The organism is Tumidithrix elongata BACA0141, from assembly GCF_036349135.1.
Taxonomy (GTDB): Bacteria; Cyanobacteriota; Cyanobacteriia; order Pseudanabaenales; family Pseudanabaenaceae; genus Tumidithrix; species Tumidithrix elongata.
Genome location: NZ_JAZBJZ010000134.1, coordinates 1 through 13,943, shown reverse-complemented (window position 1 = coordinate 13,943; position 13,943 = coordinate 1). Strand labels below are relative to the sequence as shown.

14 protein-coding genes are annotated in these 13,943 nt (G+C 46.0%); 5 read left to right on the top strand and 9 right to left on the bottom strand.

Translation table 11 applies throughout. The features are described from left to right. Nucleotides 1–35 precede the first annotated feature (35 nt). The 3 genes from V2H45_RS22310 to secG all read right to left on the bottom strand — a co-directional run bounded on the left by V2H45_RS22310 (nucleotide 36) and on the right by secG (nucleotide 3,833). Nucleotides 36–467, bottom strand: coding sequence for a suppressor of fused domain protein (locus tag V2H45_RS22310; protein ID WP_330485895.1), 432 nt, complete (start codon nucleotides 465–467; stop codon nucleotides 36–38). A gap of 364 nt (nucleotides 468–831) precedes the next feature. Next, on the bottom strand, nucleotides 832–2,898 hold the full coding sequence (locus V2H45_RS22305) for an elongation factor G (protein WP_330485894.1): 2,067 nt from the start codon (nucleotides 2,896–2,898) through the stop codon (nucleotides 832–834). A gap of 530 nt (nucleotides 2,899–3,428) precedes the next feature. Continuing rightward, entirely contained in the window at nucleotides 3,429–3,833 is a 405-nt protein-coding gene (gene secG / locus V2H45_RS22300) for a preprotein translocase subunit SecG (protein ID WP_330485893.1), read from the bottom strand. A gap of 174 nt (nucleotides 3,834–4,007) precedes the next feature. Here secG and V2H45_RS22295 point away from each other — a divergent pair, with 174 nt between their 5' ends. The 4 genes from V2H45_RS22295 (at nucleotide 4,008) to xseB (ending at nucleotide 6,789) form a co-directional block, all read left to right on the top strand. After that, nucleotides 4,008–4,331, top strand: a complete 324-nt coding sequence (locus V2H45_RS22295) for a carbon dioxide-concentrating mechanism protein CcmK (protein WP_330485892.1) — start codon at nucleotides 4,008–4,010, stop codon at nucleotides 4,329–4,331. 118 nt (nucleotides 4,332–4,449) lie between these two features. Then, nucleotides 4,450–5,145: a leucine-rich repeat domain-containing protein gene (locus tag V2H45_RS22290; RefSeq protein ID WP_330485891.1), complete on the top strand. Its 696-nt coding sequence runs from the start codon at nucleotides 4,450–4,452 to the stop codon at nucleotides 5,143–5,145. Nucleotides 5,146–5,277: 132 nt separating this feature from the next. Further along, nucleotides 5,278–6,489 carry an exodeoxyribonuclease VII large subunit gene (gene xseA / locus V2H45_RS22285; protein ID WP_330485890.1) on the top strand — a complete coding sequence of 404 codons (1,212 nt, stop codon included), beginning with the start codon at nucleotides 5,278–5,280 and terminating at the stop codon, nucleotides 6,487–6,489. A gap of 42 nt (nucleotides 6,490–6,531) precedes the next feature. Further along, nucleotides 6,532–6,789 carry an exodeoxyribonuclease VII small subunit gene (xseB, locus tag V2H45_RS22280; RefSeq protein WP_330485889.1) on the top strand — a complete coding sequence of 86 codons (258 nt, stop codon included), beginning with the start codon at nucleotides 6,532–6,534 and terminating at the stop codon, nucleotides 6,787–6,789. 25 nt (nucleotides 6,790–6,814) lie between these two features. Here the strand turns inward: xseB and V2H45_RS22275 are convergent, their stop codons facing one another. The 3 genes from V2H45_RS22275 to V2H45_RS22265 all read right to left on the bottom strand — a co-directional run bounded on the left by V2H45_RS22275 (nucleotide 6,815) and on the right by V2H45_RS22265 (nucleotide 8,625). Continuing rightward, a complete protein-coding gene (locus V2H45_RS22275) occupies nucleotides 6,815–7,276 on the bottom strand; it encodes a PPC domain-containing protein (protein ID WP_330485888.1) in 462 nt (153 codons plus the stop codon). After that, nucleotides 7,273–8,028 (bottom strand): ScpA family protein, encoded by a 756-nt coding sequence (locus V2H45_RS22270; protein WP_330485887.1) that lies wholly within the window; start codon nucleotides 8,026–8,028, stop codon nucleotides 7,273–7,275. Before V2H45_RS22270 ends, V2H45_RS22275 begins: the two co-directional genes overlap by 4 nt. Nucleotides 8,029–8,265: 237 nt before the next feature. Next, the gene (locus V2H45_RS22265; protein WP_330485886.1) at nucleotides 8,266–8,625 is read right to left on the bottom strand and encodes a LapA family protein; all 360 of its coding nucleotides are present in this window, start codon (nucleotides 8,623–8,625) and stop codon (nucleotides 8,266–8,268) included. A 184-nt stretch (nucleotides 8,626–8,809) separates the two neighbouring features. Between V2H45_RS22265 and V2H45_RS22260 the strand changes: the two genes are divergently transcribed. Next, nucleotides 8,810–9,595, top strand: a complete 786-nt coding sequence (locus V2H45_RS22260; RefSeq protein WP_330485885.1) for a DUF928 domain-containing protein — start codon at nucleotides 8,810–8,812, stop codon at nucleotides 9,593–9,595. Between the two features lie 43 nt (nucleotides 9,596–9,638). Here the strand turns inward: V2H45_RS22260 and V2H45_RS22255 are convergent, their stop codons facing one another. The 3 genes from V2H45_RS22255 to V2H45_RS22245 are packed head-to-tail and all read right to left on the bottom strand — an operon-like array spanning nucleotide 9,639 to nucleotide 13,872. Next, complete coding sequence (locus V2H45_RS22255) at nucleotides 9,639–10,757, bottom strand: ABC transporter permease (RefSeq protein ID WP_330485884.1); 1,119 nt, start codon at nucleotides 10,755–10,757, stop codon at nucleotides 9,639–9,641. 12 nt (nucleotides 10,758–10,769) lie between these two features. Further along, nucleotides 10,770–11,876: an ABC transporter permease gene (locus V2H45_RS22250; protein ID WP_330485883.1), complete on the bottom strand. Its 1,107-nt coding sequence runs from the start codon at nucleotides 11,874–11,876 to the stop codon at nucleotides 10,770–10,772. A 22-nt stretch (nucleotides 11,877–11,898) separates the two neighbouring features. After that, the gene (locus tag V2H45_RS22245) at nucleotides 11,899–13,872 is read right to left on the bottom strand and encodes an ATP-binding cassette domain-containing protein (RefSeq protein ID WP_330485882.1); all 1,974 of its coding nucleotides are present in this window, start codon (nucleotides 13,870–13,872) and stop codon (nucleotides 11,899–11,901) included. Nucleotides 13,873–13,943: the final 71 nt, after the last annotated feature.

Below are 13,943 nucleotides of genomic sequence, written 5' to 3'. Positions count from 1 at the left end.
AGTCCCTTTACGCAAAGATCTCTAGGCGTTGCATTTCATCCTTGAATTGGCGGTTGAATTGCCAATGGAACTCTGTCTCCATAATTTAACAATTCTCGATCGCCAAACCGACCTACCGAAAGCAAAATATTATAAGCCATTAAACTTTGGAGCACGGAAATTCCCCACGAGATCTCTTCGAGAGTTTCCATTAGAAATTCAACACCAAGACCCGAAAAATCCATTTTCTCTTCCGCTCCCCAGGGATTCGACATTCCAGATGTAACGTAGACCCATGAATTTCTTTTTTCAGTTGGAGGATACACGAATACACCATAGTGCAACCAAGTAGGATCAACACTTTCTGTGCCAAATTGATTTTCAAATAATTCAAAACTGAGTGGATAAATGCCCTTTCCAATTAAGCCGAATATTTTTTTATATTGAATTTCTTCTCTCTCTACCCACGACTCCTCTAAAAAACTCATAATGTTTACTGATTGCGTAACTTATAGTTCTACCGCAGTTGCAGTATAACTAGGATAGAATACTGAAATTACCGTGTAACTCTAAATCTTTCTACCGCACTTAACAAATCTAAATCTTGAACTATTCTCAATAATTTCATCTTTACTTCTCTTACTTGTATGCCTGCAATTACAAACATTTAAAAGCCATCCAATTCCCCATTTATCCTTCAAATGCGACAAACGATGAGGCTAAAGCACTTGAGTCGCAGCACGAAGAAAAGTTATTTGTCTACCGACTCTAGCCCAATCTGGCTCCAAATAGCTCAGCAAGAGTTTGACTTCGCCGAACTATTTGGAGATGAGAATTGAAATCGCTTTTCCATTAAGAGCCAACGATCGCACTGGCTAACTTTTCGGGGACTTCTTGCAAGCGATCGAAGGTGGCGTTAAAAAAGCCAACGCCCATGGTTAGCGATCGCAGTTCCAAAATAAGCGTCTGCATTTCCGCTTCGGGAATATATGCCGACACCGTATCCCAATTTTGCCAGCTATCCTTGGCATCATAGCCGAGAATCTGTCCGCGTCTGCCACTCACCAATCGCAACACGCTCGACGTATATTCATTGGGAATGGAAATCTCCACCAGCGCGATCGGTTCCAGTAAGGTCGGTTCGCATTGCTTCATTCCTTCCTGCATCGCCAATCTTGCCGCCTGTTTAAAGGCTTGTTCGGAACTATCCACAGAATGATAGGAACCATTGGTGAGGGTTACAGCAATATCCACAATCGGGAAGCCTAGCGAACCTTTACTCAGATATTCGCGCACACCTGTCTCCACCCCTGGAATATATTGGCGCGGGACTGCGCCACCCACAATGGTTTCAGAGAACTTAAAGCCTTCGCCGCGTGCGAGGGGGTGAATGTTGAGATAGACATCACCAAACTGCCCGTGACCGCCAGATTGATGCTTATATCGTCCGTGCGAAGAAGTAGCTTTGCGAATCGTTTCTTTATAAAGAACTTGAGGAACGCTCTTTGTCATTGCCAGATTGTATTTGCGGCGCATCCGATCAATCGCAACTTGCAAATGGATTTCACCCTGTCCCCACAGCACGACCTCGTGAGTTTCCAGATGTTGCTCCCAGCGCAGGGCGGGATCTTCTTCGCAGAGTTTATTGAGGGTGGCACTGAGCTTGACTTCATCGCTACGTTTTTCGGGCGCGATCGCCCAAGCAAACACAGGGGGCGAAGCGATCGCGATCGGCAGGGGATCGATCGCATTCGGCACAGAGGTGAGGGCATCTCCTGTTTTGATGCCTTCCATCCGCGCGATCGCGACAATATCCCCAGCGTAAACTTCAGATACGGGCTGCTGTTGTCCGCCCATCAGGCGATAGAGACCACCAATCCGAATGCCATTCAGCACGATGCCATCGGTGAGTTTCCCCAACCACAGACGCACCAGCGAAAGTTTGCCACCTTGGGGCGTGTAGTAGGTTTTTAGAACTTGGGCAATAGAAGTTTCCACTCCCTCTTTGGCATAACCTTCTTTGGCATAAATGGCAAGTTGTTGGCGATGGGCGATCGTCACTTCGGGTTGCGGAGCTTCGACCAGCAAAGCTTTGAGCAGGGGACGCACGCCATAATCTTGATCGGCAATCCCAAAAAAGACAGGCACAATTTGGTCGGCACTCAATTCCTTCTGAATATCTTCGATCACCTCCTCTTGGGGTGGATTGATTTCTTCGAGAAGTTCTTCTAAGAGGCGATCGTCAAAATTCGCCAGTGCTTCCAGCATCTTTTCCCGTTCCGCCTTTTCCAGTTCTGCTAATTCTTTGGGTAAAGCAATGCGATTGGGTGCAGCATTGGCGCGATATTGGTAGGCTTCTTCGGTGACTAGATCGATAAAACCTGTCAGTTCAGAACCCAAGCTAATCGGATATTGCTGCGGTACGAGGGGGCGTTTCGAGACGGCTTTGAGCGCTTGTAAGAGCGTCCGAAACGCAGGGGCGTGACAGGCATCGCCAGAGCAAGCCCGATCCATCTTGTTGACAAAAATAATGTGGGGAATCTCCCAATCGTCTAAAAATTTGAGTAGGGGCGACAGGGTATTGACGCGATCGCTGGAAGGTTCGCAGACCACGATCGCCGTATCCACGCCCATAAGCGCGTTGTAGGTTTCTTGGAGAAATTCCACCGAGCCGGGACAATCGATAAAATTAAATCGAATGCCTTGATATTCCGTACTCGCAACATTTACCTCTACACTCATGGCGCGATCGCGCGCTTCTGCCGAACTGTCTCCAACCGTATTTTTGTCCGTTACCTTGCCTTTACGTGTAATTGCACCCGTAACCGATAGAAAGCTTTCGAGAAGGGTCGTTTTGCCACTTAGATAAGGCCCGACCAGAGCAATATTGCGGGTATCTAAAACTTGTCGATCGTTCATAACGCATCTGCCTTTTGTAAATCTGCGCTGAAATCGTCTTTTTAGAGAATGAGAAACCATCCTGCATAGGTTTACTCGTTCCCTAACTTCAGATTTCTATAAAAACGATCTTAGAAAGGATTGGGTACTATATGTCGATTTTGTAACGACTCAACATATTTACCTCGCCTTTTATAAAGAATCTTTCACATTCCTTCAAGTTACGTTAGATAGGCTTTCTACTTTTAAGCTAAACGTGAATGAGCGTTAAGAAAGTAGTTGAGAAGTACACAAAAATGATTTTTTGACAAAAACCTGTGTTTCTCGACCCCTAAATCCTCCAATTCTGGGCAACTTTAATCTGGTTCTCCCCAGAATTGGGGGGCTAGGGGGGCAGAAGTCTGACTTCTCAAACACGCGCTAAATTGATTGAATTTGACCGCTTGATGGCAGTGCGATCGCTGGTTTAAACTAGCCTATTCAAACTAGCCTATTCAAACTAGCCTATTCAAACTAGCCTGTTCAAATCAGCAAGCCGATCGAAATTAAGACTACTTTTCGCTAGGGGTTTCGCTAGGCTTTGTAGTTGGTGCGGCACTTGGAGTTTCGCTAGGGGTTTCGCTAGGTAAAGTCTGAGGCACAGGAATCGCAGGTGCAGTCGTGGCAGCAGGATTTGCTTTTGTGGGTTTAGCAGAGTTTCCTGGTACAACTGCTGGGTTTGCAATACTGGCAGGCGAGATCCAGCCACCGCTTAAAATTACGGTCAAGGCTAAAAACAGTACCGTCAGCGCCCATGTCACTCGATTGAGTGTAGTCTCAGCACTCTTGGTGCTAGAAAACAACTGTGCTTGACCACCAATGCCTCCCAAGCCGTCCCCTTTGGGACTATGCAACAGGACTAAAAAAATTAGAGAGGCGGCAATGACTGCCCAAACGATCTTGATCGAGGTGTACATAAACTTATGAGGTGAAATCGAGATTGAATACGCAAAGGTCTATCATATAGCTTAGCCCATTGCTTTGAATGCATAAAAACATAAATCAAGGCTGAACATTAACATTTCAGACCCTTTCAGATTTATGATGGTTGACTGGGTAGTCACTGACAACATAATTTTTGGAGAGCATTCATGGGAGTCGCCGTTGGTATGGTTGAAGTGTTGGGGCATCCCCCTGCACTATCTGTAGCTGATGTCATGGTAAAAGCTGCAAACGTCACGTTGGTTGGCTACGAGAAAGTTAGTGGTGCGCGGCTCACAATCATTGTGCGCGGGCCAGTATCAGAGGTGAAAATTGCAGTAGCCGCAGGCGTTGAAGCTGCCCATAAGATTGCAAAACTCAGTGACAAGGACAAATCCTTATTCCTGTCTTCTACCGTAATTCCCCGCCCCCATGAAAATCTTGATTGCGTCTTGCCAATTCACTTCCGTCAGGCAATGGAGCAATTGGGTTAGGTCTATAAGAGCTAACTAATACATTTATTGAGAATTGTTGCTTAGATAGAGTCATCTTGTAAGCAGGCAACACAAATCCTTGGTAGAGTGCTAATGTTGCAAGAAAACTAGAATTAATATGAAATTATCTCTAGCCTTTAGTCTTCTCTCCCTCGCTACAGTTCTCGTATCTTGTCAAGGTACACAATCAGTTAATAATCAAAGCTCAGAGCCAGCTAAGACTGGCAGAAAGAGCTTTGAAGAATGGTGCAAGGAAAAAGATTCCCTTACAGAAAAGATGGTAAAGATTAGTGATAGCAGAGGCTATCAACCAGTAAGTGCGAAAAAGACAATTGAAGCACTATTGGAACAATCTGGCACACAAGATTGTAAGTTAGCTGAATCAAAACTTAAGAGTCTTCTTGAACTCAATCTCACTTCCAAACAAATCACTGATGTTGCGCCTCTTGCTAGTTTGACTAATCTGACCACTCTTGATATCTCCAGAAATGGAATCATTGACGTAACTCCTCTTGCTAGTTTGACTAATCTAACTAATCTTGGTCTCTCCTCAAATAGCATTAGTGATATTAGACCTCTTGCTAGTTTGACTAACTTGACTGTACTTGGACTCGTCGAAAATCAAATTAGTGATGTTAAGCCTCTCGCCCGTTTGACTAAACTTACTGAACTCTACCTCGAAGTAAATAAAATCACAGATGTTACGCCTCTTGCTAGTTTGACTAATCTGACTAAACTCACCCTCGGTACCAATCCAATATTCCCTGAGAAATTTTGTCCATTAAAAAAAGAGTCTGTTTGTGATTTTAAGTAAGTACACTTTAATTCTAAGAAGGCAACTAAGAAAAAATGTGGCTTTGTAGATTTCTCTGAATCCACAGAGATATTTGCACTTGAAACTCTTTGATGGCTCCAATTTCATTACAAATGTTTCATAATGAGTTCGATGAGTAAAACCATTGACGGAGCTGTTAGCGTTTCTGCCATCACCCAAGCTATCGCCCAATTGCTCAAAGAAGGCATTGGTGAAGTCAGGGTTACAGGGGAGATTTCAGGTTTTAAGACGGCTTACTCAGGACATCGTTATTTTGCCCTCAAGGATGACGCTGCCCTGATTGACTGCGTGATGTGGAGCAGTAAGCCTTTAGCATTTATCCCTACCGATGGGATGAGAGTAGTTGTGGGCGGGAAACTCACGATTTACCCAACTAGGGGGAAATATCAAATTGATTGTGACAGCATGGTGGCTGCGGGTCAAGGCGATCTATATCTGGCATTTGAGGCGCTCAAACGGAATTTACAAGCGCGGGGCTTTTTTAACCCAGAAATCAAGCAGCCCTTGCCATTGCTGCCGCTCAACATCGGCGTGGTGACTTCCCCCACAGGCGCAGCCATTCAAGATATTCTCAGTACATTAAAACGGCGATCGCCTCACTGCCATGTCTATGTCTGTGCGGCTACTGTGCAAGGCGACACGGCTCCTGTGGAAGTGGCGGCGGCAATTAGGCGGCTTAACCAGCTCGATCTGGATGTCATCATTGTGGGGCGCGGTGGTGGCTCCTTAGAGGATCTCTGGGCATTTAATAGCCTAGAAGTCGCCGAGGCTATTTACGCGTCAGCGATTCCGATTGTGTCGGCTGTGGGGCATGAAACCGATTTCACGATCGCGGATTTTGTCGCAGATGTACGGGCGGCAACCCCCACAGGGGCGGCTGAATTGGTGACCCAATGCGATCGCGCCGAACTCTTACAACAGATTGCTGGCTATCAACAGCAGCTAACCGCCAATGTGAATGCGAGCCTGCAACAATATCGCCAGAAAATCCACATACTCACAAATAGCTACGGCTTTCAGAATATAACCAGCCAGATTAAAACCTATCAGCAGCAAATTGACGAAACTGAGAGCTTGATGCAAAAAGCCATGACGCGCAATCTCCGTCAAGCCAAGACCCAACTCGAAGCGATCGCAGCCCATCTGCATTCTTTACACCCCTTAGCGCCATTACAGCGTGGCTTTGCCCTGTTACGCCACCAAGATCGCGCGATCGCTGCCCATGAATCTCTAACAAACTGCGATCGCATCGAAATTGTCCGTCATACTGAAATCGCCCATGCCAAAATTGAACGAGTAATTCCAAAAGAAAATAGCGATTAGCTTTTAGTCGTTCCCAATTACCAAATACCTTCTCCCTTAACAATGCCCAAGTCCTTTGAACAACAAGTCCAACGCCTTGAAGAAATTGTCGATCTGCTCGATCGCGGCGATGTGGCGATCGCGGAAATGTTGAAGCTATACCAAGAGGGGATGAATTTGGCAAAGCAATGCCGCACCTATCTAGAAACCGCCGAACAAAAGGTGACAACGATTAGCGCTCAAGCAAATATTCCAGAAACAGTCCCAAACTCCAAAGTCAGTTTCGAGCAAACGGCAATCGATATCGATATAGAATTCTAATCGACCAATCACAGATTGCTAAGCGCTAATTCACAGGTCTTAGCTTCGTGACACGCAGGGTAAATTTACCCCCACTACTGCCGCCAAAAGATTGTACGCGCACCACATAGGTTCCAGCCTTTCGGATTTTGACAAACAACAAAGAATTGGTGGTGTCGCTGGCAGCATCATCATTCTCGGCGATCACATCACCATCTTTACCGAGTAACGTCACCACTGTATCAAAGGCGTCGGACGTTAATGAAATTTCTAGGCGATCGTCTTTTGCTGCTTGAATCACATAGTCCCGTGCAAATCCCTTTTGCCCTGTGGGAATATCTTTATCGGTGAGAATATCTGTGACTTCATTCCCTTCTAGGGGAATGGGTTTGTAAGTGTTGGGGCGATTTTGCGCTACAACCACATTTGCATACATGAGGATGCTGCAAGCCGTAGTGAAGAGAAAGATTCTAAGTTTGGGATTGTGACCAAAGGGGGAAAAGCTCAAGAAACCTCCTGAATTTGGTTGCTGGTTAGGGGCTTGATTTGAATCTTGCCATAAAAATCAGCTTGGAATAGTTCTACTTTAGACTGTGCTGATAAAAACAGTAAGCCCCAAAATACACCGACGCGGTCGTTAAAAATTGCGGCTAGATCGGAAATCTCGATCGCCGTGTTGGTGTGCAGCATAAAGTAGTTCTCAATCTCGATGATAATTTCGGTGAGATTTTCTTTATGTGCTAACTGCGTGATCGCCCGCATGGCAGCTTTACGCGCCACCTTGGTTTGACGCAAACGGTTGTTGGGGGACTTCCCTGATTTTTGTTCGACGAGGAGAGCGATCGCCTCAATTTGCGCGATCAGCTCGTCTAGGGTAATGCGCCGAGCTTGAGGTGGGGGTGCCACCGTGCGACGACGGATATGATCTTCAAGATTACTCGGCAATCTTGCTAGTGAAATCCCAGCAGCATCCTCAGCTAGCCAATCTGCCTCAGCATCTGCATCATTGGGGGCTTCGTCATAGGCCATTTGCGATTGAGACAGGGTGTTTGCCTTCAAAAGCACCAACATGGAAGCGTAGAGCAATGCCTGCCCAGATTCGTACAGATCGCGTCGATCGTCTGCAATCAGTCGCGACAAAAAGCGATCGATAATGTCGATGACTTGAACATCCCAAGGGTCAATTTCTCCCCGTTCTGCTAAATCAATCAGTAGTGCGATCGCTTCTTTTGTAACTGACTCTGTAAGAGACTGTGTCATCAGGTTTCTACGCTAGAAGCTAATACCTTACTATAAACTCAGGTATTTGCAAGACCGAGAAATAATTGGCTGTTAGTACTTAGCAATTAGATTTTAGCAATTAGCGCTTGGCTTGTTTGGATAACCGACAACTGTCAACTGTCAACCGACAACTGTCAACTGTCAACCGACAACTGTCAACCGACAACTGTCAACCGACAACTGTCAACTGTCAACTGTCAACTGTCAATGAAATGATTACTTCGATGCTTCGATCTGTCTGGGTTTATCCTCTACTTCGACATCAATGGCAGAGGCAGACACCAAACGTTTGCGTTCGTCGATTTCGGCATTGAGCGTACTGACGGTTTCTTGCAGATTTTGAATTTGGAGATTCTTGTTGCTTAGTTCCATTAAACTTTGCAAGCTCGACCAAACGCTAAATAGCCAAGCTAAGACAGCCCCAAGTCCCATAGACAAAATCAGTTCTACGGCGATCGGCGCTTCTACTTTTACATTTGGGACAATCTGAATTGGAGCGGGGCTAGTGTTTTCTAGCGCGAATAAAACGAGCGCTAAGACAACAATAAAAATTACCAGAAAATTAACTTGTCTCATAAATGAACTTTCTCCTCAGCGTTTAGCCTTTAACTTGTTAAAAAGTCTATATATAAAACTGCCCAACTACACTGACTCCAGATAAAAATTAAAGGAGAAAATTTTTGCCTAGAACTTTGGGGCATACTTAACATATAGCTTGTTGCTCTTGCTACTCTGAAAATATCTTAAAGTCATTGCCGTTATGCTACAGCCTCAATTATGTACCAAGTATCCCAAATACAGCTTGGTTGCGAGTGCCACCTGCATAACCTTTTGGCTAAGCATTGCGATCATCGCTTCACCCGCGATCGCTAAACCTCCCACATCCCCCTTTGGCTTAGGCTTAGATTTTTTTCAAGTGTCCAGAGGCATCAGCCGTTGCCCGACAACAATTATTGGTAACGCGATCGCCCCTGAGGATGGAGGGCGGACTTTATCGAGCAAGCCAACGTTTTATTTATATGTTGAAAACTTGGAAGGTTCTCAAGCAAAAAGTTACCGTGCCATCTTTTTTCTGCGCGAGGGAAGCACTGTCCAATCAAAAATAGCCTATCGTGTTGTTGGTAATTCCAAAAAGCTAGGGCTACTTAAATTTACTTTGCCCGATGATGCTCCTGGTTTACCAATGGGTACAGATATGCGATGGCAAGTACGGCTTGAACTTCCTTATAATAATGAGATAAATATTAATTCATTTGTGCGGTTAGAGCAGAATGCAGAAGTAACGCGAGCTATTCGCCAAGCATCTTCCAATCTAGAAAAAGCCAGAATCTACGCACATTATTACTACTGGTATGATGCTTTTGATGCTTACAGCCAATGGTTAGAGGCAAATCCTTCCGATCGCACGGCAAGACAAGAGCGATCGGCGATGATGCTTGCCTCACAGGTTGCTACATCCTCTGAAAAAATCAAATGTACGCTTGTTTCCGATATTCCTATCGATCGGATCGAGTCAAAAAAACCTGAATTGTTGTTATCACCTTAGTCAATTCCGATCGCGGCGATTTCATTCAATTTAACTTAACTGGTTAACTTAACTGACTGCGGAACTGTCGGGCGCTAATGGTGAGTAGAACTACGGCAAAGACAGCTAGCGAGATCGCATGCATCCACAGAGCTTCCAAACCCACACCTTTTAATAGAATGCCGCGCACGATCGCCACGTAATGACGCAAAGGATTGAACCACGAGAGATAGTAAAAAAATTCAGGCATGGTTTCGATCGGTGCGATCGCGCCTGAAAGCTGCACCATTGGTAGGTTAATAAAAAAGGTGGTCAACACTACCTGCTGTTGAGACTGACAGACTGTAGCCAGCATAATCCCTACACCAATGCCCACAAATAAATAGAGTCCTGAAAGAATTAGGAATAGCAAGAAGCTACCTTGAAAGGGAATTCCAAATACAAAACGTCCTAAGCTCAAAGCTAGGAATACATCGCCCATCAGCAGTACGAATAGAGGCACGATTTTAGATAGCAAAATCTCCCAAGGCTCGGCGGGAGTCATGAGAAGTTGTTCCAACGTACCCGTATCCTTTTCGCGCACGAGGGTAATCGAAGAAACAATCGAGCCAATCAGGGTCAGTACTAGACCAATCACACCGGGGACAAAGAACCAACTGCTTGTCAGTCCGGGATTATAGAGAAATGTAACATGGGTATCGATAGGAGGCGTGAAAGACTTTCCTGCCAAATTTAAGCTATATTGACGCACGATCTGGTTGGCATAACCGTTAGCAATCCCAGCCGTATTGGCATCGACTCCATCAATCAAAATCTGAATTTCAGAGGGTTTTCCCTTGACAAGATCGCGATTAAATTCTGGCGGAATGACGACGCCAACCGTGAGCTTACCCTCCTCCACCTGCTGCCCCAGTTCCTTTTCGCTGGCTAGGGTTTTCTCTAGGGTAAAAATGCGATTTTCGGTAAATGCGGCAATTAGTTCTCGACTCTCTTGCGATCTCGCGTAGTCCACAACACCCATCTTGAGGTAATGCACGTCAGGATTGAGCGCAAACCCATAAATTAGTAATTGAACCGTCGGCGGAAATACCAGCAAAATAATTAACTGCTTATTCCGCAAAATTTGGTTAATTTCCTTTCGCACCAATGCCCAAAACCGACTTGCAAAGAACCATGTAAACATCGTTTTAACTTCTCAATCTGATAACTGCATTCTGCTTAAAACTCGTCGTGCCACATTAAAAAAGAACATTCCGATCGCTAAAATCGCAATTTCGGCAAACCAGACGCCAACCCAGCCTGTGCCTCGTACATAGGCATCGCGCGTAATCTCAATAAAGTAACGGGCAGGAATAATATTCGGCAACAGCGAAAGCGGGAAAGGGATATTGCTTAAAGGATAGATAAAGCCCGACAGTAGTAAAGAGGTTAAAAAGCCAACAAGGGAAACTCCCTGCACCGCAGCATTTTGGTTGTTCGTGCGGGTTCCTAACATCAAACCAAACATCACACTTGCCCATAGGTAGATCGGTGTTGCCACCAGTAAAGGAGTTGGATCGCCCGCAAAGCGCAATCCAAACACGATTGCACCCAGCCCCATCACCAAGATCGCAATACCTAGGCTAATAATCAGATAGGCAAACCCTTTGCCTAAAATCAGTTCGGTCGAACTCATACTAGAGGCATAAACTTGCAAAATCGTCTGTCGCTCCTTTTCTCTGACCATGGCGATCGCCGCCAGCAGAGAGGGAAAAATCCACAACACCACGGCATAGACCCCCGGCACGATATAAAGCGACTCCTGCCTGCCTGGATTAAACCACAGACGCGATCGGGTTGTAACTGAACTGTCGGTTGGAGTTAAGCCTTCAGCTTGGAGAAAGTCATTGGTTGTGGCTTTGATGCTGTTCTTAATTACTCTGGCATTATTAGAATCCGTTCCATCCACAAGAATTTGCACATCTCCGACTTTCCCTGCGGTAATGTGGCGACTAAAATTGGGGGGAATAATTACACCCGCTTTCGCGATCGACCGATCCAACGCCACCTCTACAGAAGTATCGACCGACCAAGGTACAAAAACAAATTGATTGGTTGCAAACAGCTTTTGCGTGTAGCGCTGACTGAGTTGACTGCGATCGTAGTCCTGAATTACGAGGGGAATATTCTTGGCTTCTAGACGAATTGCAAAGCCAAAAATAAACAGTGTCGCCACAGGTAGTAAAAATGCCAAGGCTAAGGTCAAGCGATCGCGCCGAAATTGCGATAGTTCCTTACTGCATTGAGAGAGAATTCTTTTCATGGAGATAATTCGATCTAAGAAATTATTCGGATTGATGGGATGTTCCTGCTTCAGTACGTTGGACAGTTCCGATAAAAGCGTCTTCTAGAGAGAAAGGAACGGGTCGATCGCTAAAGAGTTGAATCTGGTTGGCTTCGAGGTGCGATCGCATCTGGGGCAGTTCGATATTGGGATTGTCGAGCACGATATGAAGGCGATCGCCAAAGATTGAGACGCGCCAAGGTTCGAGAATAGTTTTGAGTAAATTTGCCGCTTGCTGGTTGCGATCGACCCTCAGTTCGATTAACTGACCTGGTTGAGCCGCTTTAACCTCGCTAGGCGAACCCTGCAATACCACTTCACCTGCCACCATAAATCCCATGCGATTGCATTGCTCCGCCTCCTCTAAATAGTGTGTGGTCACGAGAATTGCCGTTCCCTGACGGGCAAAATCATTAATCGTTCGCCAAAACTGCCGCCTTGCTAGCGGATCGACTCCAGAGGTAGGTTCGTCTAAAAACAGAATCTCTGGTTCGTGCATCACTGAAGCCCCAAAGGAAACCCTTTGTTTCCAACCTCCTGGGAGTTTCCCAGTCATCATATTTTCCCTGCCAATCAGACCGCAGGTTTCTAAAACCCACGAGATTTTTTGTTGGCGCAGGTGTTGTGGCACTTCATAAACACCGCAGTAGAATTCCAGATTTTGGAGAATGCTCAGATCGTCATAGAGCGTAAATTTTTGGCTCATATAACCGATGCGCTTGCGCAGGGCACTACTGCGCAGATTTTGGCTCTGTCCTGCCAAGGTCATTTTGCCACTGGTGGCTTCTAGCAAACCGCACAACATTTTAATCGTCGTGGTCTTCCCCGCTCCATTTGCACCTAAGAGTCCGTAAATTTCTCCATAGCGAATTTCTAGGTTGACTCCTTTGACAGCGCGGAACTTACCAAAGGTCTTTTGCAGATTTTCCGCCCCGATCGCTACATTCGCAGTCTGACCGAGGGTTGAGTTTTGAGGTTTAGAACGGGGGAAGGGAAGAAACAAGGGATCGGAACCCTGCTGGCGTAGTCGGGTCACAAAGACGTTTTCGAGCGTAGCTTCGCTGGCTTGAATGCTATCAATGGGGACATTGCTTTCGTAAAATGCCTGTCGAACAGCTTTCTCATCTTTTTCCGCATTCTCAATCAGAACATCTAAGCGATCGCCAAAGGTCTGCACGTCAGCAATACTAGAACGTCCGCGAGCGGTTTCTAGCAGTACTTCCTCGGCGGCAGCAAGGGAAGGGGTACGCACTTCTAATCTTTGCAATCCAAGATTGGCGCGTAATTGCGACAACGTACCGATTTCGCTAATTTGTCCTTCATACATTAAGGCAATGCGGTTACAACGTTCCGCTTCGTCTAGGTAGGGTGTTGCCACCACAATCGTCATGCCATCATCGGCAAGGGCGGCTAGCACGTCCCAAAACTCCCGCCGCGAGACGGGATCTACGCCTGTCGTGGGTTCGTCTAATAGTAAAAGTCGGGGTTGCGACACCAAGGCACAACAGAGGGCTAGTTTCTGTTTCATGCCGCCAGATAGCTGACCTGCTAAGCGATCGCCAATTCTTTCTAAACTCATCAATCGCAGATATTTATCGCGCCGTTGCTCGAATTGGTCGGTGGGAACTTGGCGTAGACCTGCGCTGTAATGTAAATTTTCGTCGATGCTTAGGTCTAAATAGAGAGAGAACTGTTGTGTCAGATAGCCAATATTCAATCTAGCCGTGCGCGGAGCCTGCCCCAAGACCAAAGCCTCACCAGCAGAGGATTCCATCACACCGCCCAAGATGTGAAAAGTAGTGGTCTTTCCCGCACCGTCGGGGCCAATCAGGCCAAAAATCTCGCCTTGCCGAACCTCAAAATCAATCCCTTTTACCGCCGTAAAGTTGCCATAGCGCTTGCTCAAATTCCGCACAGAGATCACGCGATCGGCAGAGACAGGATTTTCTGTTGACGGGTCAGAAGTAAGAAGCATTATTTTTTAGGGGTTATTTCTAAGTACAGGACAAAAGATTGAGAGCATTAGAAAAGGCATCAGCGTTGAGT

Excerpts from the sequence above, each read along its gene's own strand:
- V2H45_RS22310 (WP_330485895.1), bottom strand. The coding sequence starts at position 467 with ATGAGTTTTTTAGAGGAGTCGTGGGTAGAGAGAGAAGAAATTCAATAT.
- V2H45_RS22305 (WP_330485894.1), bottom strand. The coding sequence starts at position 2,898 with ATGAACGATCGACAAGTTTTAGATACCCGCAATATTGCTCTGGTCGGG.
- secG (WP_330485893.1), bottom strand. The coding sequence starts at position 3,833 with ATGTACACCTCGATCAAGATCGTTTGGGCAGTCATTGCCGCCTCTCTA.
- V2H45_RS22295 (WP_330485892.1), top strand. The coding sequence starts at position 4,008 with ATGGGAGTCGCCGTTGGTATGGTTGAAGTGTTGGGGCATCCCCCTGCA.
- V2H45_RS22290 (WP_330485891.1), top strand. The coding sequence starts at position 4,450 with ATGAAATTATCTCTAGCCTTTAGTCTTCTCTCCCTCGCTACAGTTCTC.
- xseA (WP_330485890.1), top strand. The coding sequence starts at position 5,278 with ATGAGTAAAACCATTGACGGAGCTGTTAGCGTTTCTGCCATCACCCAA.
- xseB (WP_330485889.1), top strand. The coding sequence starts at position 6,532 with ATGCCCAAGTCCTTTGAACAACAAGTCCAACGCCTTGAAGAAATTGTC.
- V2H45_RS22270 (WP_330485887.1), bottom strand. The coding sequence starts at position 8,028 with ATGACACAGTCTCTTACAGAGTCAGTTACAAAAGAAGCGATCGCACTA.
- V2H45_RS22265 (WP_330485886.1), bottom strand. The coding sequence starts at position 8,625 with ATGAGACAAGTTAATTTTCTGGTAATTTTTATTGTTGTCTTAGCGCTC.
- V2H45_RS22260 (WP_330485885.1), top strand. The coding sequence starts at position 8,810 with ATGCTACAGCCTCAATTATGTACCAAGTATCCCAAATACAGCTTGGTT.
- V2H45_RS22255 (WP_330485884.1), bottom strand. The coding sequence starts at position 10,757 with ATGTTTACATGGTTCTTTGCAAGTCGGTTTTGGGCATTGGTGCGAAAG.
- V2H45_RS22250 (WP_330485883.1), bottom strand. The coding sequence starts at position 11,876 with ATGAAAAGAATTCTCTCTCAATGCAGTAAGGAACTATCGCAATTTCGG.
- V2H45_RS22245 (WP_330485882.1), bottom strand. The coding sequence starts at position 13,872 with ATGCTTCTTACTTCTGACCCGTCAACAGAAAATCCTGTCTCTGCCGAT.